Source organism: Streptomyces sp. NPDC055140 (assembly GCF_053607285.1).
The window spans coordinates 182,066-199,504 of the sequence record NZ_JBSGTG010000001.1 but is presented as its reverse complement, the minus strand read 5'-3'; the positions used below and the strand labels follow the sequence as shown (position 1 = coordinate 199,504).

General features: G+C 72.6%; 19 protein-coding genes. 9 read left to right on the top strand and 10 right to left on the bottom strand.

Going from position 1 to position 17,439, the window contains the following annotated elements:
- Positions 1-163 precede the first annotated feature (163 nt).
- Positions 164-2,029, top strand: coding sequence for an FUSC family protein (locus ACWFR4_RS00960; RefSeq protein WP_453650101.1), 1,866 nt, complete (start codon positions 164-166; stop codon positions 2,027-2,029).
- A 9-nt stretch (positions 2,030-2,038) separates the two neighbouring features.
- Here ACWFR4_RS00960 and ACWFR4_RS00955 read toward each other — a convergent pair whose 3' ends face one another.
- Positions 2,039-2,884 carry a S1 family peptidase gene (locus tag ACWFR4_RS00955; RefSeq protein WP_453650099.1) on the bottom strand — a complete coding sequence of 282 codons (846 nt, stop codon included), beginning with the start codon at positions 2,882-2,884 and terminating at the stop codon, positions 2,039-2,041.
- A 213-nt stretch (positions 2,885-3,097) separates the two neighbouring features.
- Here ACWFR4_RS00955 and ACWFR4_RS00950 point away from each other — a divergent pair, with 213 nt between their 5' ends.
- Both ACWFR4_RS00950 and ACWFR4_RS00945 read left to right on the top strand, forming a co-directional pair.
- Positions 3,098-3,781, top strand: coding sequence for a DUF899 domain-containing protein (locus tag ACWFR4_RS00950; RefSeq protein WP_453462624.1), 684 nt, complete (start codon positions 3,098-3,100; stop codon positions 3,779-3,781).
- 172 nt (positions 3,782-3,953) lie between these two features.
- Positions 3,954-4,133 (top strand): hypothetical protein, encoded by a 180-nt coding sequence (locus tag ACWFR4_RS00945; protein ID WP_383085761.1) that lies wholly within the window; start codon positions 3,954-3,956, stop codon positions 4,131-4,133.
- A 17-nt stretch (positions 4,134-4,150) separates the two neighbouring features.
- On the opposite strand, the gene ACWFR4_RS00940 is transcribed toward ACWFR4_RS00945, so the two are convergent.
- Together ACWFR4_RS00940 and ACWFR4_RS00935 are read right to left on the bottom strand one after the other, a co-directional pair.
- Positions 4,151-4,579: a hypothetical protein gene (locus ACWFR4_RS00940; protein ID WP_453650097.1), complete on the bottom strand. Its 429-nt coding sequence runs from the start codon at positions 4,577-4,579 to the stop codon at positions 4,151-4,153.
- A gap of 11 nt (positions 4,580-4,590) precedes the next feature.
- On the bottom strand, positions 4,591-5,238 hold the full coding sequence (locus ACWFR4_RS00935) for an ATP-binding protein (RefSeq protein ID WP_453650095.1): 648 nt from the start codon (positions 5,236-5,238) through the stop codon (positions 4,591-4,593).
- Positions 5,239-5,580: 342 nt separating this feature from the next.
- Here ACWFR4_RS00935 and ACWFR4_RS00930 point away from each other — a divergent pair, with 342 nt between their 5' ends.
- Both ACWFR4_RS00930 and ACWFR4_RS00925 read left to right on the top strand, forming a co-directional pair.
- A complete protein-coding gene (locus ACWFR4_RS00930; protein ID WP_453462633.1) occupies positions 5,581-6,450 on the top strand; it encodes a helix-turn-helix domain-containing protein in 870 nt (289 codons plus the stop codon).
- Positions 6,451-6,723 (top strand): DUF397 domain-containing protein, encoded by a 273-nt coding sequence (locus ACWFR4_RS00925; RefSeq protein ID WP_405482087.1) that lies wholly within the window; start codon positions 6,451-6,453, stop codon positions 6,721-6,723.
- Between the two features lie 64 nt (positions 6,724-6,787).
- On the opposite strand, the gene pdxR is transcribed toward ACWFR4_RS00925, so the two are convergent.
- Positions 6,788-8,209, bottom strand: coding sequence for a MocR-like pyridoxine biosynthesis transcription factor PdxR (gene pdxR, locus ACWFR4_RS00920; RefSeq protein ID WP_453650093.1), 1,422 nt, complete (start codon positions 8,207-8,209; stop codon positions 6,788-6,790).
- A 47-nt stretch (positions 8,210-8,256) separates the two neighbouring features.
- On the opposite strand from pdxR, the gene ACWFR4_RS00915 reads away from it, so the two are divergent.
- Positions 8,257-8,757 carry a carboxymuconolactone decarboxylase family protein gene (locus ACWFR4_RS00915; RefSeq protein ID WP_453462638.1) on the top strand — a complete coding sequence of 167 codons (501 nt, stop codon included), beginning with the start codon at positions 8,257-8,259 and terminating at the stop codon, positions 8,755-8,757.
- Positions 8,758-8,783: 26 nt separating this feature from the next.
- On the opposite strand, the gene ACWFR4_RS00910 is transcribed toward ACWFR4_RS00915, so the two are convergent.
- From ACWFR4_RS00910 to ACWFR4_RS00900, 3 genes are all read right to left on the bottom strand, one after another.
- The gene (locus ACWFR4_RS00910; RefSeq protein ID WP_453462641.1) at positions 8,784-10,274 is read right to left on the bottom strand and encodes a glutamate synthase subunit beta; all 1,491 of its coding nucleotides are present in this window, start codon (positions 10,272-10,274) and stop codon (positions 8,784-8,786) included.
- A 94-nt stretch (positions 10,275-10,368) separates the two neighbouring features.
- Positions 10,369-10,848 carry an anthrone oxygenase family protein gene (locus tag ACWFR4_RS00905; RefSeq protein WP_453462643.1) on the bottom strand — a complete coding sequence of 160 codons (480 nt, stop codon included), beginning with the start codon at positions 10,846-10,848 and terminating at the stop codon, positions 10,369-10,371.
- Positions 10,849-10,945: 97 nt separating this feature from the next.
- Positions 10,946-11,668 (bottom strand): DUF2293 domain-containing protein, encoded by a 723-nt coding sequence (locus tag ACWFR4_RS00900; RefSeq protein WP_453462646.1) that lies wholly within the window; start codon positions 11,666-11,668, stop codon positions 10,946-10,948.
- Positions 11,669-11,751: 83 nt separating this feature from the next.
- Between ACWFR4_RS00900 and ACWFR4_RS00895 the strand changes: the two genes are divergently transcribed.
- Together ACWFR4_RS00895 and ACWFR4_RS00890 are read left to right on the top strand one after the other, a co-directional pair.
- On the top strand, positions 11,752-12,402 hold the full coding sequence (locus ACWFR4_RS00895; RefSeq protein WP_453462649.1) for a uridine kinase: 651 nt from the start codon (positions 11,752-11,754) through the stop codon (positions 12,400-12,402).
- Positions 12,403-12,532: 130 nt separating this feature from the next.
- Entirely contained in the window at positions 12,533-12,952 is a 420-nt protein-coding gene (locus tag ACWFR4_RS00890; RefSeq protein WP_453462652.1) for a CBS domain-containing protein, read from the top strand.
- An 83-nt stretch (positions 12,953-13,035) separates the two neighbouring features.
- Here the strand turns inward: ACWFR4_RS00890 and ACWFR4_RS00885 are convergent, their stop codons facing one another.
- Positions 13,036-14,181, bottom strand: coding sequence for a magnesium and cobalt transport protein CorA (locus ACWFR4_RS00885; RefSeq protein WP_453467076.1), 1,146 nt, complete (start codon positions 14,179-14,181; stop codon positions 13,036-13,038).
- A 165-nt stretch (positions 14,182-14,346) separates the two neighbouring features.
- On the opposite strand from ACWFR4_RS00885, the gene ACWFR4_RS00880 reads away from it, so the two are divergent.
- A complete protein-coding gene (locus ACWFR4_RS00880) occupies positions 14,347-15,144 on the top strand; it encodes a methyltransferase domain-containing protein (protein WP_453467077.1) in 798 nt (265 codons plus the stop codon).
- A gap of 220 nt (positions 15,145-15,364) precedes the next feature.
- Here the strand turns inward: ACWFR4_RS00880 and ACWFR4_RS00875 are convergent, their stop codons facing one another.
- A complete protein-coding gene (locus ACWFR4_RS00875) occupies positions 15,365-16,336 on the bottom strand; it encodes a carbohydrate kinase family protein (protein WP_453650091.1) in 972 nt (323 codons plus the stop codon).
- Positions 16,333-17,238 (bottom strand): pseudouridine-5'-phosphate glycosidase, encoded by a 906-nt coding sequence (locus tag ACWFR4_RS00870; RefSeq protein WP_453650089.1) that lies wholly within the window; start codon positions 17,236-17,238, stop codon positions 16,333-16,335. The genes ACWFR4_RS00875 and ACWFR4_RS00870 overlap by 4 nt, the downstream gene beginning before the upstream one ends.
- Positions 17,239-17,439 lie beyond the last annotated feature (201 nt).

Below are 17,439 nucleotides of genomic sequence, written 5' to 3'. Positions count from 1 at the left end.
AGACGCCCTGCACAAAGGTCCGCACGAAGTCCCGCACATCGTCACATCGTGGAAACGCGCACGTACCTTTCCCTCCAAATACGCCACCTACCGTTGACGCATCAGCCCAGGCCGACGTCGTCCCGCGGCACACGCCCGCCCCGGACCCGCCGACAGGAGCACCGTGCGCACCACCTCCCGCCCCCTTCCGCCCTGGCTCGGCCACGCGCTGCGCGCCCAGCGCGGCCCCGTCCCATGGAGCGCCGTCGTGCGCGGCGCACTCGCCGCCGGGCCGCTCCTCGGCGCGGCCCTGCTCGCAGGCCGTCCCTCCGCCGGGGTGCTCGCCGCGCTCGGCGCCATGTTCGCGGGAATCAACGACAGGCCCGGCAGCCGTCGCGCCGCGGTGCCCCGGATCGGAGTCCCCGCCCTGGTCGGCGCGGGCGGACTCGCCCTCGGTACGTGGGTCGGCGCGCATACCGGTCCCGCCGTGCTGATCGGCGTGTTCGCGCTGCTCGGGTTCGCGGGCGGCGCCGTCAGCGCCGTCGGGCCGATCGCGTCCGCCTGCGGAACACAACTCCTCGTCGCCGTCGCGATCGGCGCCGGCATGCCGCTGCCCGAGACCGGCGGGGAGCGCGCCCTGCTGTTCCTCGCGGGCGCCGGCTGGCTGCTCGTGCTGCGGGCCGTGCTGCCGTCGCCCGGCGGGCGCGGGGCGTTCCGGTTCGACGGCGAACGCGCCGCCGTCGCCCAGGTGTACGCGGCCGTGGCCGGACTCGTCGACGCGGCGGGCACACCCCGGGCCACCGCGCGCCGCGCCGCCCTGACAGCGGCCCTCGACCACGCGCAGGACGCCCTGTCCGGACCGCGCCTGCGCCGGTACGCCGGCTCCCGCGAAGAACGCCACCTGCACGCGCAGTACGCCGCCGCCCTGCCGCTCGCCGAGGCGGCCACCGCCCTCGCCTGGGCGGGAAGCGCCCTCCCGGCCCGCGCGTCGGAGGGCCTGTGGCGTCTCGCCGACGCCGTCCGCACCGCGCAGCCGTGCGGGCCGCTGCCCGCGCCCGCCCGCTCCGGCGCGGCCCTGCGCGCGCTGGACGAGGCACTGCTGCACGCGGCCGTGGCCTTCGACGGACCCGTACGTGGCCGGACCCGTATCGCCCCGGTCCCTGGCACCGTGAGTGCCACCGGCCTCGACGACCAGCCGTGCGCCGCCGGGCCCAAGCCGCTGCACACCCGCCCCCGCACCCCCGTCACCGCCCTGCGCAGAGCCGTCGGCTCCGCCGGGCGCGAGTACGGGATCCGGGTGGCGCTCTGCTTCGGGACCGGTGCCGCCGTCGCCCAGCTCCTCCACAACGCCCACTGGTACTGGCTGCCCGCGACCGCCGTCTTCCTCGTCAAGCCGGACCTCGGGCCCCTCGCCTCGCGCGTGCTGTGCCGGGCGTTCGGGACGGTGTTCGGAGCGGCGCTCTTCGCGGGGCTCGCTGCGCTGCTGCCGGGCCCCGCGGGGCCCGTCGCGCTCGTGGTGCTCGGCGGCGCGCTGATTCCCGTGGCCACACGGCACTTCGCCGCCCAGACCGCCGTTGTGACCGTCTTCGTGCTGTCCCTCGTGATGGTGGGCGGAGAACCGCAGATGGCCCTGGCCCGGATCGGGGAAACGCTGCTCGCGTGCGCGATCGTGCTCTGCGTGGGCCACCTGCCGCTGCCTGCGCCGGGCCGCGGCGGCGGCGCCGTCCGTACGCGGCTGACCACCGCCGGCGAGGCCGCGCAGGCCTACGTGCTCCATGTGCTCAGCGGATCCGACGACCGCGCCGGCCGGTGGACGCTGCGCCGCGAGGCGTACCGCGCACTCGCCGAGGCGCGCACCGCGATCGACCTCGCCGCCGCCGAACTTCCCCCGCTCGCCCGGCACACGGCCGGCACGGAGGACGTAGCCGTCACCCTCGAAGCCCTCGTCGACACGACCACGTCCTGCGCCGTGCACCTCGACGACACGGGCCGCGTCCCGGAGCAGCACGCCGAACGGATCGACGCGCTGCTCGCGGAACTCACCGCCTAAGGAAGAGAGCTACGGCTTCGGCAGCTCACAGCCCGCCGCGCTCAGGTCGATCTTGTTGCCGATCCCGACGCACGGCACGATCCCGTACGTCTCCTGCGCGTAGTTGATGCCCTTGCGGACCGTGACGGTGCCGTTCTCGTCGACCTCGCACGGGTTGTTGTCCGTGCAGCGGGCGCCGTCCTCGTTGCCCGTGTTGTTGACCGCGACGACCTTGCCGGACGCCTGGTCGACGACGGGGGAGCCCGAGGTGCCGCCGATCGTGTTGCACGTCGAGGTGTAGCGGACCGAGTCCTTCCAGGTCCACTCGCCCTCCTTGAGGCGGTACGCGAAGCCGTCGATGCTGCAGCTGTAGGTCTTCTTCCAGTAGCCGGAGACGACCGTGATGGCCGTGCCCGCCGTGGGGTGCGAGGCCGACAGTTCGAGGGACTTGATGCCGTACGAGCTCTCGATCTGCTCGTAGGTGCTGGTGAGTTGGTAGAGCGAGACGTCCGTGTCCGTCATCGTCCCGTACGCGATCTTGTCTGCGCGCAGCGTCGCGACCTTGCTGCCCGCGGAGTTGAGCAGGCTGAAGGTGCGGGACGACGGCTGGTCGACGACGACCTCGCCCGGGCCGGGGAATCCGCTCTCGAGGCAGTGCCCGTTGGACATGACCAGGGCCGGGTCCGTGGGCTGGGAGTCCGGCACGCGGACGACCGACCCGGAGCAGTTGCTGAGCGCCACTGTCCCGGCGAAGGTGACCGCCTTGGCCTTGGCTTTGACGTTGGCCTCGTGCTGGGCTCCGACTGCCGTGGCAGGCGCGGCTGTTGCTCCTATGAGGAGCAGGCCGAACACCGCACCGACGAGAGGCTTGTTCATGTGGGGGGTCCTCTCCCGTTGATTGCTGAAACCGACAACTACCGGTTTTGACATGTGCATTGTGGTGGTGTCGGTGTCAGCGGACAACAGTGCATGCTCAGCGAACACAACGGATCCCCCGGAAGAAGTGCGAAAGTTTTTCTGCCGCCGAGCGATGAGTTCCGAGAAGACGCCCGGTCAACCACCTGAGGAGTACCGACCCGAGGAGGACCCATGGGGCTGCCGAACGTCGTCACCCGCGAGGAGTGGCTCGGCGCGCGCCAAGAACTGCTCGCCAAGGAGAAGGCGGCGACCCGCGCCCGCGACGCGCTCAACGCGCAGCGCCGCGAACTGCCCATGGTGGAGATCGAGAAGCTGTACGTGTTCGAGGGGCCCGACGGCAAGGCGGAGCTGCTCGACCTGTTCGAGGGCCGCTCCCAGCTCATCGTCTACCACTTCATGTTCGGCCCGGACCAGGACGCGGGCTGCCCCAACTGCTCCGCGTTCCTCGACCAGATCGGGCACCTGTCCCATCTGCGCGCCAGGGGAACGGAGTTCGCGGCCGTGTCGCGCGCCCCGTTCACCAAACTCCTGCCGTTCAAGGCACGCATGGGCTGGACGGTGCCCTGGTACTCGTCGGCCACGAGCGACTTCAACCAGGACTTCGGCTTCGTGGCGGACGAGGAGCCCCGCGACCTGCCCGGCCTCAGCTGCTTCCTGCGCGACGGCGACCGGGTCCACCACACGTACTCCACGACGGGCCGGGGCCTCGACGGCATCGGCTCCATCACGAGCCTGCTCGACCTGACCGCACTCGGCCGGCAGGAGGAGTGGGAGGAGCCGGCGGGGCGGGCGTCGGCGCTCGGGGCCCCGGCGGGCGGCACGCGCGTCCGCTATCACGACGAGTATCTGGACTGACGCGGCGGCAAGTTGGACCGTCGAAGCGGTCCTCCGGTCTGCCGTAGCGGCGTCACGCGTCTCAACTCGGTGTCATTGTCGTCACGTTGCGAGCCCTCGGGCGTCTCGCGGGCGTTCTTCTCCGTAAGAACGCGCGACAGCGCACGTACGACGACGGGGGCAGGGGTGCACGATGATCGACGGACGAGTGGTACTTGAACGCTTTCCCGCGGGGGGACCGCGCGGGTCGTGGCCGGCCGAGGAGTTCGCGCGCGACCGGCGTCTGGAGGGTCAGTCCGCGGAGGTCGTCATGGACCTCGCGACGGACGCCTTCCTGGTGATCGTGCCGCGCGCGGAGGCTGTCGCGGGCTGATCCGGTGGAGCTGCGGTTCAGGCGGCGTCGGCCGCGCCCGCGCCGATCGAGCGGGACCAGGCGGGCGTCGTGCCGGTGACCCGGCACAGCGCGAGATAGAGCGGGATCGGCGGGGTGTACGGGACGCTGCCGTCGGGCCGGTGGATGAGTCCGGGCGCGCGCCGCGCGTCCGGAACCAGCGCGCCGGTCGTGTAACTGGCCGGGGCCGGCCACTCCAGGGCGACGTCCGAGTCCGAGGGGACGATCCACCACCAGCGGTCACCGTCGGCGTACACGCACCCCATGCGCGGCAGCCGCGCGACCATGGCGCGCCCGCAGGCCTCGGGGACCGCGACGGCGTCGCAGCCGAGCGGGGCGGTCATACCGTCGGGGACGGTGAGTCTGAGCGGGGCGGTCCGCAGGATCTGCCGCTGCCGGGAGAACCGGACCAGCGAGTCGAGATCCATTGTGCACGTCGTCACCACACCCATCCGGCTCCCGCCCCCGTCCCTGTACCGGGGCCGGCGGCCGGGCCGAAGCCGGTGCCGCATCCCGTCTCGAACTCTGACTCGAACTGCTGCGTGTCGAAGGCAGGGCCCGATTCGGTGCCCGGTCCCATGTCGGGGGAGTGAGGTGCTCCGCCGGTGTGCGCTTCACCGCCGCGGTGCGGCCGGGGAATCCCATGGGGTCCCGCGACGGGCGAGTGTCCTTGGGCGGCGCTCGCGTCCTCCGCGCTGTCCGCGTCGCGTGCGAGCTCGGCCCACACGAGAAGTCCGGGGCCGGTCTCCTGCGCGCCCCACGCGGTACTCACCGCCGCCACGAGCAGCAGGCCACGCCCGTGCTCCTCCTCCGGCGCGATGCGGCGGGCGGGATGCGGCTCGCCGGGGGCCCAGCCCTCGTCACGCACAGCTATCCGGACCCGGTCGTCACTGTCGTGGAGCTCGCACACTATGCGGCTGCTCGCCGTGTGGACGATCGCGTTCGTGACCAGTTCGGAGATCACCAGGGCGGCCGCGTCGCAGGTGTCATCGCACACTGCCCAGCCGCTGAGGTGGGCGCGCGTCAGCTTCCGGGCCTGAGCGGCAGAACCCGGGTGGGGAGCCAGTTCGAAGCTGCTGCGGCGCACGGACGCGGCGCCGGAGCACGCATCGGTTTCGTCACCGAGCGTAGCTTCGCCGACTTCTGTTCCTAACGGCACGGACGGAGTCACGCCTGCCACTATCTCCCCGTCGTGAACACTTGGCAAGAGCCACTCTGAAAAGTGCAGAGTGCAGTGTGCTCGGGTGCCGAGCCATGGCACACTGCTGACGGCGGTGTGCCGTACGGCGCCCATCATGGCGAAAATGCCGACGATTTCAGGGAAGTTGCCCGGAATGACCGGGCGTCGGGGCAGTCCGGCTTCCCTCTGGGAGCGCGACCACACGCGCGACCGCAACAGGACCACAGGGACGACTGGGAGGTAGGGGGCGTGAGCGAACCGCGGTCCGCTCCGACCGTTGGCCAGGTCGTCCTCGGCAGGCGCCTCCAGGACCTGCGCGAACGCGCCGGGCTCAAGCGCGAGGAGGCCGCGAAGGTCCTGCGCGTCGCCCCCGCCACGGTCCGCCGCATGGAGATGGCCGAGGTCGGCCTGAAGATCCCGTACCTCCAGCTCCTCCTGAAGTCCTACGGCGTCACCGACGAAGAGGCGGAAGCCTTCGTCGCGCTCGCCGAAGAGGCCAACAAACCCGGCTGGTGGCAGCGGTTCCACGACATCCTGCCCGGCTGGTTCTCGATGTACGTGAGCCTGGAGGGCGCCGCCAGCCTCATCCGGTCGTACGAGCCCCACTTCGTTCCCGGGCTTCTGCAGACCGAGGACTACGCGCGTGGAGTGCTGCGCTCCGGAGCGGTCGGCCGCGCCCTCGCCGAGGACCCCGATGTCGTCGAGCGGCATGTCGCGCTGCGGATGCAGCGCCAGGAGCTGATCACCCGCGAGGACGCCCCGCGCCTGTGGATGGTCATGGACGAGACCGCGCTGCGGCGCCCGGCCGGCGGCCCCGACGTGATGCGCGGCCAGATCGACCGGCTCCTCGAGACCACGGAGCTGGCCAACGTGACGCTGCAGATCGCCGAGTTCGCAGCCGGCCCGCACCCCGGCACGTACGGCCCCTTCGTGTTGTTCCGATTTGCCATGTCAGAACTGCCGGACATGGTCTACAGCGAGTACCTGACCGGCGCGGTCTACCTCGACGCGCGCCCCGAGGTGGCCACCCACCTCGAGGTCATGGACCGCATGGCGGCACATGCCGCGACGGCACATCGCACAAAGGACATCCTCCGGGATCTCCGCAAGGAGCTGTGAATGGATCGGATCAAGGCCCGCATACGAGGTGTCGACGGGGAGGTCATCTACAACGGGATGCCCGCCCGAGACCTCGGCACCGAGGGCTGGCACAAGCCCTGGAGCGGCGGCAACGGGGGCAACTGCGTGGAAGCGATGAAGCTGGCCGACGGCCGGGTCGCGATGCGTCAGTCGGCCGACCCGGACGGCCCCGCCCTGATCTACACCCCAGGCGAGATCACCGCATTCATCGAGGGCGCGAAGGCCGGGGCGGCGGACTTCCTGCTCTCGTGAGCGGACGGGATGCGCGAGCCGTGGGCCTGCCCTTCCGGTGGACCCGGCAGCCGCTGTCGGGGTCTCAGCCCGGCGGCAGCACCCCACACAGGGCGTCCAGCGCGGCGCCGTAGGCGAGGTCCGACGGCGTCGAGTACCCCACCACCAGGCCGTCCGTGTGCGGCATCGTCGCCTCCGGGTGGCGGAACTCGGCGAGGCCGTCCAGGGCGACACCGCCCCACGCGGCGGCCTTGACCACCGACCGCTCGGTCCCCGGGGGCAGCCGCAGCACCGCGTGCAGCCCCGCAGCGATCCCGGTGGCCGTCACCTCGGGCGCCCGCTCGGCGAGTGCCTCCACCAGGCGGTCCCGCCGCCCCCGGTACCGCTGCCGCATCCGCCGCACATGCCGGTCGTAGGCCCCCGAGACCAGGAAGTCCGCGAGCGCCAGCTGGTCCGGCACGCTCGCCCACGCCTCCCGCTCGCCCTTCGCCGCGACGACATCCCCCACCAGCCCCTGCGGGAGCACCATCCAGCCGAGCCGCAGCGCCGGCGACAGGCTCTTGCTGACCGAGCCGACATAGACCACCCGTTCGGGGTCGAGGCCCTGTACCGCGCCGACAGGCCTGCGGTCGTAGCGGAACTCGCCGTCGTAGTCGTCCTCCACGATCAGCCCGCTACGCGCGCGTGCCCAGTCGACGGCCGCCGTACGCCGCTCCGCGTGCAACGGGCCGCCCGTGGGGAACTGGTGCGCCGGTGTGAGCAGCGCGGCCCTCGCCCGGCTCGCTCCGGCCGTCAACTCCCCCACGCGCGCGCCGTGTTCGTCGAGCGTCAGGGGCAGCGTCGGTACGCCGGCCGTCGTCAGGATCTCGCGGTGGAAGCCGAGTCCGTACGACTCCACGGCGAGCGGTCCGCGCAGCACCCGGCCGTCGAACAGAATCCGCAGGGCGTGCGCGAAGCCGGAGCAGATCACGATGCGGTCCGGCTCCGCCCGTACCCCCCGCGCGCGGGCCAGATACTCCGTGAGCGCCTCACGCAGCTCGATGCGGCCCTGCGGATCGCCCGGCCCGAACGCCTCGTTCGGCGCGGCCTGCAGCGCACGCCGGTACGCGGCCGCCCACTCCGCGCGCGGGAAGGACGACGCGTCGGGTGTGCCCTGGCGGAGGTCGTGGCGTGGCCCGTGCGTGCGGGCCGGACCCTTCTTCGGGACGCGGCCGGGCGCGGGCGGCCCCGCGCGTTCGGCGACCCGCGTCCCCGAACCCTGCCGTGCGGTCAGCCAGCCCTCGGCGACGAGCTCCGCGTACGCGTCGGCGACCGTGTTACGCGCGACGCCCAGGTCGGCGGCGAGCGAACGGTAGGGCGGCAGCCGGGTGCCCGGAGCGAGCCGCCCCGAGCGCACGGCATCACGCAACGCCCCCATGAGAGCGGCCCTGCGGCTGCCCGCACCGGACAGGTCCAGATGCAGGTCGGCGCCGATGCGCTCAGCGGAATTGACCCAAGAATCTGCCATGGAAATGCACTCTACAAGAGGTCTATCCGGCCCGTAGATTCATGGTCATGACGACGAACACGATCACCACGGCGAACACCCACTCCCACGCCCACTCGGCCGGCCGCATCGACTTCGCGAAGGCCGCGCCGAAGGTCTTCCGCTCACTGATCGGCTTCGACGCCGCCGCCCGCGAGGGCCTCGACCCGGCCCTGGTCGAGCTGATCCAGATCCGCGCCTCGCACCTCAACCACTGCGCGTACTGCCTCCACATGCACACCAACGACGCGCGCAAGGCCGGCGAGAGCGAGGACCGGCTGCACATGGTGGCCGTGTGGCGCGAGGCCCGGCACTTCTTCAGCGCCCGGGAGTGCGCGGCACTCGCACTCACCGAGGCCGTCACGCTCGTCGCCGACGGCGGAGTCCCCGACGACGTCTACGCCGAGGCCGCGGCCCAGTTCGACGAGCAGGAGCTGGCGCACGTCCTGTCCCTGATCCTCACGATCAACACCTGGAACCGGATTGCCCTGTCGACCGGCAAGGTCGCGGGAACCGACGAGCGCAAATGAACGACGAGCGCCGACCGGCGACGGGCTCAGGCCGTCATCGGACGGTCGTACGGCCCGATCGGCGCGGGCAGCCGCGTCGAGCCGGTCAGCCAGTGGTCGACCGCGGCCGCGGCCGAGCGGCCCTCGGCGATAGCCCACACGATGAGCGACTGGCCGCGGGCCGCGTCCCCGGCCGCGAACACGCCGGGCACCGAGGTCGTGAACCGCGCGTCGCGGGCGAGCGTGCCGCGGTCCTCCACGGCCAGGCCCAGCTGGCCGACCGGGCCGCCGGCGCCGCGCTCGGGCCCCGAGAAGCCGAGGGCGAGCAGCACCAGATCGGCGGGCAGCTCCCGGGACGTGCCCTCCCGGGGCCGCCGCGCCTCGTCGACCTCGACGAGATGCAGCGCCCTCACCCGGCCCCACTCGTCCCCTTCGAAACGCAGCGTGGACGCCGCGAACAGGCGCGCGTCGGCGTCCGCCGCGGGCGCGGTCCGCAGCTCCCCGGCCTCCTCGTGGGCGGCGGACAGCCGGTAGATCTTCGGATACGTCGGCCAGGGCTCGGCCAGCTCGTCGCGATCGGAGCCCGGCTGCCCGTAGATGTCCAGCTGCGTGACCGACGCGGCGCCCTCGCGCACCGCCGTGCCCAGGCAGTCGGCGCCGGTGTCGCCGCCGCCGACGATCACGACGTGCTTGCCCGCGGCCGACAGGGGGGAGGCGTCGATGTCGCCCTCGCACACGCGGTTGGCCAGCGGCAGATACTCCATCGCCTGCACGATCCCGGTCAACTCCCGTCCCGGCACGTCCAGTTCGCGCCAGGCCGTGGCGCCGACCGCGAGGACCACCGCGTCGTAGCGTGACCGCAGCTCGGCCGCGCCGATGTCCCGACCGACCTCCGTCGACGTACGAAAACGCACCCCCTCGTCCCTCAACTGCGCCAGCCTGCGGTCCAGATGGCGCTTCTCCATCTTGAAAGCCGGGATGCCGTAGCGCATCAGGCCGCCCGGCCGGTCGTCCCGCTCGAAGACGGCGACCGTGTGTCCCGCGCGCGTGAGCTGCTGGGCGGCCGCGAGCCCCGCCGGGCCCGAGCCGACCACGGCGACCGTGGCGCCGGACAGCCGGTCGGGCGGCTTGGGCGGGGCGAGGCCGTCCTGCCAGGCGCGGTCGGCGATGGCGACCTCCACGTTCTTGATGGTCACGGCCGGCTGGTTGATCGCCAGGACACAGCCCGCCTCGCACGGGGCGGGGCACAGGCGCCCGGTGAACTCGGGAAAGTTGTTCGTGGCGTGCAGCCGGTCGCTCGCCGCCCGCCAGTCGTCCCGCGACACGAGTTCGTTCCACTCCGGGATCAGGTTCCCGAGCGGACACGCCTCGTGACAGAACGGGACGCCGCAGTCCATGCAGCGGTCGGCCTGCGCCTCGACGATCGGGAGGAGCGCCCCGGGGACGTACACCTCGGCCCAGTCATGGACCCGCTCCTCGACAGGGCGGCGCGGCCACTCCTGCCGGGGGGTGGTGAGAAAGCCCTTGGGGTCGGCCATGGCCGTCTCCCTTGCCGTGTCCTTCTCGCCACGATACGTCCGTTTCCCCCGGTGTGCAGCGGCGCCGGCGGGGGGTGCGGCAGGACGCGAAGGCTCAGGTCAGGGCGAGGATGAACGAGGCCGACGCGGCCAGCGACGCACCACCCCTGATGTGGTTCCACATCAGCCACTCGGACACGTACGTACGCCACGGTCCCGCGCTGTCCGGCGCCTGGGGGTCGAGCTTCGCGAGCGCGTCGTTGCGCGGGACGTTCGCGGCGACGGTCACGCCGAACACGCCGACCAGCTGGAGCGCGCTGCCGAGCAGCAGCTCCACGGTGCCCTGCTCCGGCCAGAGCACGAACGTCACGACGGCCAGCACCACGCACAGCGCCGCGGCCCCCAGGAACACCACCATGAACGCCGGGCTGACCGCGGCCACGTTGATCGCCTGCATCGCCGCAATACCCTGCGCGGGCGGCAGTGCCGCGAGCCCCTTCATCACGAAGGTCGAGAACGCGATGAAGACGCCCGCCGACACCCCGCAGGCGAGCGCGCCCAGGACGGTGAGCACGAAGTACGGTCCATCGATCATCACAACTCCCCCTGCCGGCGATGCCGTTGGCGTCGCGGTCCGATCGAGATCCTGCCGCACGGAGGGGGCAGCCGCCACCGTGCGGCGTACACGCTTCTCACGATTCCCGGGCGCGCCACGCAACCAGAACGGCCTCCACCGGTACCTCGATTCTCCGCCTGGCCTCGCCCCGCTGTACCCCGCTCATCAGCAACGCGTCGTACGCGGTCTCCGTGTGCCGCACCGCCGCCCGCACCGCCGCCGTCACCGCGGCCCGCGACAGGGCGCGGCCCGCCGCGCTGCGCCCCACCCGGCCGCTGCCGCGCAGTGACGCGTGGGCCGCGATCGCCTCCGCCCGTTCCGGCGGGCAGCCGGGGAAGAGCCGCAGGATCTCCCGGGCGAACGCGGCCGTGAACGACGCGTCCTGCGCCGCCCTGCGCGCCGCGTCCCGCGCCCGGCGCCTGGCCCGCGCGTCCGCGTCCGCAAGGCACCGCTCCTCGGCGCGGGCCAGCGCCTCCTCCTCCACGAGGACGCCCTGGCGCTCGTAACGGCCGCGCCGCCGATGGAAGCGCACGACCACAGCCCACAGCGAACTGCCTTCCCTGGCGCGGCGGGTGAGCGCCCAGTCGCCGCGCGGCAGATACACGAGATGCCCGAGGTCGGCGCAGTCCAGGCACCGCGGCGCCCCGTCCTCCAGGGTCAGCAGGTCCAGTGGCTCGCGGCGGCACTCCGCGCACTGCCGGCGCTTGAGCGGCTGCACGACGACCGGCCCGCCGAGTTCGGTGTGCGGCGGGGGAGTCCGGCGGTGAGCAGCGCGGTGGGGCCGGGCCTTCGCGGTCATACGCGGTTCATTCCCCGCGTGCGGGCGAGAACGCGTCGCGGGGGTACGGGTCCCGTCGGATCCCGTCCTGGGTGCGAGGCATCATGAGGCGCGTGCGACTCGAAGCGATCACCTGGGAACGGCTCGGCGACGCCCTCGCCGAGCGGCTGCTCGAACTGAAGCCGGGCGACGGGAGTCCGTGGCCCCGTATCGCCGTCGACGGCCCGCCGGCCGCCCGGCCCGGTGACCTCGCCGCACTGGTCGGGGAGGCTCTACGGGTGCGCGGACGCCCCTCACTTGTCGTGGACACGGGCGGGTTCCTGCGGCCCGCCTCGCTGCGCTTCGAGTACGGGCGCGAGGACGTGGAGGCGTACTACAGCGGCTGGTTCGACACGGCCGCGCTGTGGCGCGAGGTCTTCGGGCCGCTCGAACCCGGCGGCACGGGACGCGTCCTGCCGGACCTGTGGGACCCGGCGGCCGACCGCGCGACACGCAGCGCCTACGTCGAACTGCCGCCCGGCGGCGTTCTGTTGCTGCACGGGCCGTTGCTCATGGGGCACTGGTTCCCGTTCGACCTGACCGTGCACCTGAAGCTGTCGCCGGGCGCGCTGCGACGGCGTACGCCCGAGGACGAGCAGTGGACGCTGCCGGCCTTCGAGCGCTACGAGAGCGAGACGGACCCGGCCGGCACGGCGGACGTGGTCGTACGGGCCGACGACCCCCGGCATCCGGCCTGGGGCGGGCTGCCCTCGTGACGGGCGCGCCTACGTGTCGGTGCGGGCCCGCTCCCAGGTGCGGGCCCAAGGCAGGGCGGGAAGAATGAATTGCGCCGGGACCTGCGGCGCGACCCGTGCTGCGCCGGCCACCGGCACCGGGAGGTACCCCATGACCACCGCCGGAGACATCATGCACCGCGGTGCGCAGTGGATCCCCGCTCACGAGACCCTGGACCGCGCCGCCCAGCTCATGCGCCAGCTGAACGTGGGCGCGCTGCCCATCAGCGACGAGAACGAACGCCTCTGCGGGATCCTCACGGACCGCGACATCGTGATCGGCTGCGTGGCCATGGGCCACGACCCCTCCAAGATCACCGCGGGTGACCTCGCGCAGGGGACGCCCCGCTGGATCGACTCGGGCGCCGACGTCGACGAGGTCCTCCACGAGATGCAGGACCACCAGATCCGCCGCCTCCCCGTCATAGAGGACAAGCGCCTCGTCGGCATGATCAGCGAGGCCGACCTCGCGGCGCATCTGTCCGAGGACCAGATGTCGTCCTGGGTCGGGAGCGTCTACGCCAGGAGCTGACCCCTGAGGTCAGGATCCGGCGGGCCGCTTCCCTAGAAGCGGCCCGCCACCGCGTAGTGCGGCCCGCCGTTCGTCCTGCGGGCTCAGAGCCACCCGTTGCGCCGGAAGGCGCGGTGCAGGACGAAACAGATGCTCGCGATCACGCCCAGGAACAGCGGGTACCCGAACTGCCAGTGCAGCTCCGGCATATGGTCGAAGTTCATCCCGTACACGCCGCAGCCCATCGTCGGCACGGCCACGACCGCGGCCCAGGCCGTGATCTTGCGCATGTCCTCGTTCTGAGCGACCGTCACCTGCGCGAGATGGGCCTGAAGGATCGAGTTCAGCAACTCGTCGAAGGCCGCTATCTGTTCGGCGGCCCTCAGCAGATGGTCGGAGACGTCCCGGAAGTACGCCTGTATCTCCGGCGCCACCACCTGGAAGGGGCGGCCCGCGAGCTCCTCTATCGGCCGGGCGAGCGGCACCACGGCCCGCTTCAGTTCGAGCAACTCGCGCTTGAGCTGGTAGATCCGGCCCGGGTCGGCGCGCGCCCCGTCCTCGGCGAACACATCCGTCTCGACCTGGTCGATGTCCGACTGGACGGCGTCGATCACGGTGAGATAGTCGTCCACCACGTGGTCGGCGATCGCGTGCAGCACGGCGGCCGGGCCCTTGGTGAGCTGCCCTGGGTCCGCCTCCAGACCCTCGCGCACCGGGCCGAGCGAGCCGTGCCTCCCGTGCCGCACGGTGATCACGAAGTCCCGGCCGATGAACACCATGATCTCGCCGGTGTCGACGACCTCGCTGGTCGCGGTCAGTTCTGCGTGCTCCACGTAACAGACGGTCTTGAACACGGCGAACAGCGTCTGCCCGTACCGCTCGACCTTCGGCCGCTGGTGCGCGTGCACCGCGTCCTCGACGGCCAGCGGGTGCAGGTCGAACAGCTCGGCGATGTCCGCGAACTCCAGCTCCGTCGGCTCGTGCAGCCCCAGCCAGACGAAGCCGTCGTCGGACTTGCGGACCCGGTCGACCGCGTCCACCAGGTCGCGCCCGGCCTGCTCGCGGACCCCGTCCCGGTACGTCACGCACTTGACGACCGCCGAACCCAGCGGCGAGCGGGAGGGGTGGCTGAGGTCGACGCGGGGGTGCCGACGTGCCAGGCGCGCCACTCTTCTCAGGCCTCCGACCTTGCGCAGGTCGGACACCTTCCGGAGGTCTCCGACCTTCCGCAGGTTGCCTGCCATCGACATGCGGGGCTCCTCGCGCGGCTCGACGTCGTGTTTCGGTGACTCGGCGGGCCAGTCTGCCAGCTCACGGCGACAACGCCCACGGCCCCTGGGGGAACGGAATGCTCCCCTTCGGAACGCGCGGAACCGCCTCCCGGGGCCGGGCCGGACAACTGGGATGATCGCGGCATGACGCGACCCGAGGGCTATCTCCTGGACAACCGGCAGCAAGAGGCAGGCCGGCGCTTCGACGCCTTCTCGACCCTCTTCGACCCCACGACCTTCCGGCACATCGAACAGCTCGGCATCGGCCCCGGCTGGCGCTGCTGGGAGGTCGGCGCGGGCGGCACCTCCGTGGTTTCCTGGCTCGCCAAGAAGGTCGGCCCCACCGGGAAGGTCCTCGCGACCGACATCGACACCTCGTGGCAGACGTCCGCCGCCCGTTCCCCCGTCGAGGTCCTCCGCCACGACGTGGCCGCCGACGAGCCGCCCACCGAGGGATTCGACCTGGTCCACGCCCGGCTCGTCCTGGTCCATGTGCCCGACAGGGAGCGGGCGTTGACGTCCATGCTGCGCGCGCTGCGGCCCGGCGGACGGCTGCTCGTCGAGGACGCCGACCCCGCACTCCAGCCGCTGGCCTGCCCCGACGAGCACGGCCCCGCCGAGGAGCTGGCGAACCGGCTGCGCCGCGGCTTCCGCGAGCTGCTCGCGGAGCGCGGCGCCGACCTGTCGTACGGCCGCAGGCTGCCGAGGCTGCTGCGGGAGGCCGGCCTGCACCAGGTGGAGGCCGACGCGTACTTCCCGCTGACGTCCGAGGCGTGCGGGGTCCTGGAGACGGCCACGTTCCAGCAGATCCGCGAGTCCCTGGTCCGCGCGGGCCACGCCACGGACGAGGAGATCGACCGCCACCTGGCCGACGTCGCGACCGGCACGATGGACCTGGCGACGGCACCGCTGATCTCGGCGTGGGGACGGAAGCGGGCCTAGGGCCTTTCGTCTGGATCATGCTGGGCTCGGTGGGCGTGGCACGCACATCTGCGGCGTTGTCGTCGGTCAACGACTCCCCAAGCTCTCGGCTTCGCTCGAGCAGGGGGGACCCCCATCGCGTCGCTTCCCTCCCTCGCCTTGCAGCTGCACGCACCACACCCCGCTCCCTGATCCAGCCTGATCCAAGCGAAGGCCCTAGGGCTTCTGTCCTTGGCAGGGGTTACGGGGCCGGGTCGCTCTCGGCGGACGGGTCCGGGTCTTCTCCCGTGGGGAGTACGGGTCCGGGTCGCTCTCGGAGCGGCGGAGGTCGGCCGCCCACCCGTGCCACCGCCAGGGCCCCCGCGCGGCACCCCTCAGTCGCCGCCTCCCGTGGCCCCGCGCCCCGCAGCCACGCGGCGAGGAACGCGCCGGTGAACGCGTCGCCCGCCCCGGTGGAGTCCCGCGCCACCGCCGACACCGACGGCACACGCGCGCGTACCGCCCCGGCCTGCGCCACCACCGCTCCCGCGACCCCCGACGTGACGACGACCAGCGGGAACCGTCCGCTGAGCTTCGCCGCCGCGTCCTCCGCGTCCCCGGCGCCACTCAGCAGCTCCGCCTCGTCCCGGCTGGGCAGCAGGACCTCCACGCCCTCCGCGAGTGCCAGGAACCGGTCGGGTCCCAGCCCGGTGAGGAAGCCGGCCGACGCGGGATCGACACTCACCGGCACCCCACGCGCGCGTGCCGAGCCCAGCGCCGCCGCGACCAGTGCGCGACCCTCGGCGGAGAAGAACAGATACCCGGACAGATGCAGCCACGCGACCCCGCCGAGCAGGTCCGCGGACCAGTCGGCGGGGGAGAGGCGCAGCGAGGCCCCGCTGTCCGTCAGGAACGTCCGCTCGGCGCCGGCCCCCGTGTCGACCAGTGAGATCACGGTGCCGGTCGCCGCCTCCGGGTCGACGACGAGCCGGGGACGCACCCCCGCGCGCGTGAGCGCCTCCTCGTGCCAGGCCACCGAGTCGGCGCCGACCCGCCCTAGCATCGCCACATCGGAACAGCCCGAACAGGCTGCCCAGCACGCCACGTTCGCCCCCGCGCCGCCCGGCAGCGTACGAATCTCCGCCGCCGTGTCCGTGCCCGCCGCGAGCGGGGCGTCGTGCCGGGCCACGATGTCCGTGACGACGTCCCCGACGACCAGGAGGGCTCCGCTCACGGCCGCGCCCAGGCCGCCGCGATGCGTGCCGCGAGCCGTGCGTTGCCGCGTACCGCCGCGAGGTTGGCCTCCAGCGAGGCGCCGTCCGTGTGCCGAACCAGGTAGTCAAGGAGGAACGGCGTGACCGCCTGCCCCGTGATGCCCTCCGCGTCGCACGCCCGCAGCGCATCGTCGAGCACGCGCGCGTGGAGCGCGGGATCGAGCTGGTCCGCCTCGGGTACCGGGTTCGCCACGATCAGCGCGGCCTCGGGCCCGCCCAGCGCGTCCTGAGCCCGCATCACCCCGGCCACCTCGGCCGGTTCGCCCAGCGTCCAGTCGACCGGATGGCCCGAGTCGGAGAGGTAGAAGCCCGGGAAGCGGCCGGTCCCGTACCCGGCCACCGACACACCCAGGGTCTCCAGCCGCTGAAGGGTCGCCGGTACGTCCAGGATCGACTTGACGCCCGCGCACACCACGGTGATCCGCGTCCGCGCGAGCAGCCCGAGGTCCGCCGACTCGTCCTGCGTCTCGGTCCACCGCCGGTGCACGCCGCCGAGCCCACCCGTCGCGAACACCCGTACCCCCGCGCGCGCCGCGAGCAGCGCTGTCGCCGACACGGTCGTCGCCCCGCTCGCCCCCGTCGCCACGGCGAGCGGGAGATCACGGTGGCTCAGCTTGCGGATGCCGTCCTCCGTCGCGACCCGCTCCAACTGGCCCTTGTCCAGGCCGACATGGGGCTGCCCGTCCAGAACGGCGATCGTCGCGGGCACCGCGCCCTCGGCGCGCACCAGCTCTTCGAGTTCGAGCGCCACCCGCAGATTGCGCGGGCGCGGCAGCCCGTGCGCGATGATCGTCGACTCCAGGGCCACGACCGGCCGGCCCGCGACCACCGCTTCCCGCACCTCATCGGACACCAGCACCACGCGCCTGCCTCCTGTCTGTCGGGTCTCCCCTCATCCATGGCGAGCGGCGCGCACGCCCAAACCCTGCGGCATGTCGGTAGACACTTGTGGCGCGACGGTAGGCCGAGCAGCCTGTGCGCAGGACGGACACATCTGTGCGCATGACGGACACACGACGCGCCTCGATCATGTCCCGCGAGGTGCCGGTCTCGGACCCCACGG

What these genes read in the sequence shown, in the direction of transcription:
- ACWFR4_RS00880 (WP_453467077.1), top strand. Translation starts at nt 14,347, where the DNA reads ATGACGCGACCCGAGGGCTATCTCCTGGACAACCGGCAGCAAGAGGCA.
- ACWFR4_RS00955 (WP_453650099.1), bottom strand. Translation starts at nt 2,884, where the DNA reads ATGAACAAGCCTCTCGTCGGTGCGGTGTTCGGCCTGCTCCTCATAGGA.
- ACWFR4_RS00950 (WP_453462624.1), top strand. Translation starts at nt 3,098, where the DNA reads ATGGGGCTGCCGAACGTCGTCACCCGCGAGGAGTGGCTCGGCGCGCGC.
- ACWFR4_RS00915 (WP_453462638.1), top strand. Translation starts at nt 8,257, where the DNA reads ATGACGACGAACACGATCACCACGGCGAACACCCACTCCCACGCCCAC.
- ACWFR4_RS00900 (WP_453462646.1), bottom strand. Translation starts at nt 11,668, where the DNA reads ATGACCGCGAAGGCCCGGCCCCACCGCGCTGCTCACCGCCGGACTCCC.
- ACWFR4_RS00945 (WP_383085761.1), top strand. Translation starts at nt 3,954, where the DNA reads ATGATCGACGGACGAGTGGTACTTGAACGCTTTCCCGCGGGGGGACCG.
- ACWFR4_RS00940 (WP_453650097.1), bottom strand. Translation starts at nt 4,579, where the DNA reads ATGGATCTCGACTCGCTGGTCCGGTTCTCCCGGCAGCGGCAGATCCTG.
- ACWFR4_RS00890 (WP_453462652.1), top strand. Translation starts at nt 12,533, where the DNA reads ATGACCACCGCCGGAGACATCATGCACCGCGGTGCGCAGTGGATCCCC.
- ACWFR4_RS00925 (WP_405482087.1), top strand. Translation starts at nt 6,451, where the DNA reads ATGGATCGGATCAAGGCCCGCATACGAGGTGTCGACGGGGAGGTCATC.
- ACWFR4_RS00895 (WP_453462649.1), top strand. Translation starts at nt 11,752, where the DNA reads ATGAGGCGCGTGCGACTCGAAGCGATCACCTGGGAACGGCTCGGCGAC.
- ACWFR4_RS00910 (WP_453462641.1), bottom strand. Translation starts at nt 10,274, where the DNA reads ATGGCCGACCCCAAGGGCTTTCTCACCACCCCCCGGCAGGAGTGGCCG.
- pdxR (WP_453650093.1), bottom strand. Translation starts at nt 8,209, where the DNA reads ATGGCAGATTCTTGGGTCAATTCCGCTGAGCGCATCGGCGCCGACCTG.
- ACWFR4_RS00905 (WP_453462643.1), bottom strand. Translation starts at nt 10,848, where the DNA reads ATGATCGATGGACCGTACTTCGTGCTCACCGTCCTGGGCGCGCTCGCC.
- ACWFR4_RS00885 (WP_453467076.1), bottom strand. Translation starts at nt 14,181, where the DNA reads ATGTCGATGGCAGGCAACCTGCGGAAGGTCGGAGACCTCCGGAAGGTG.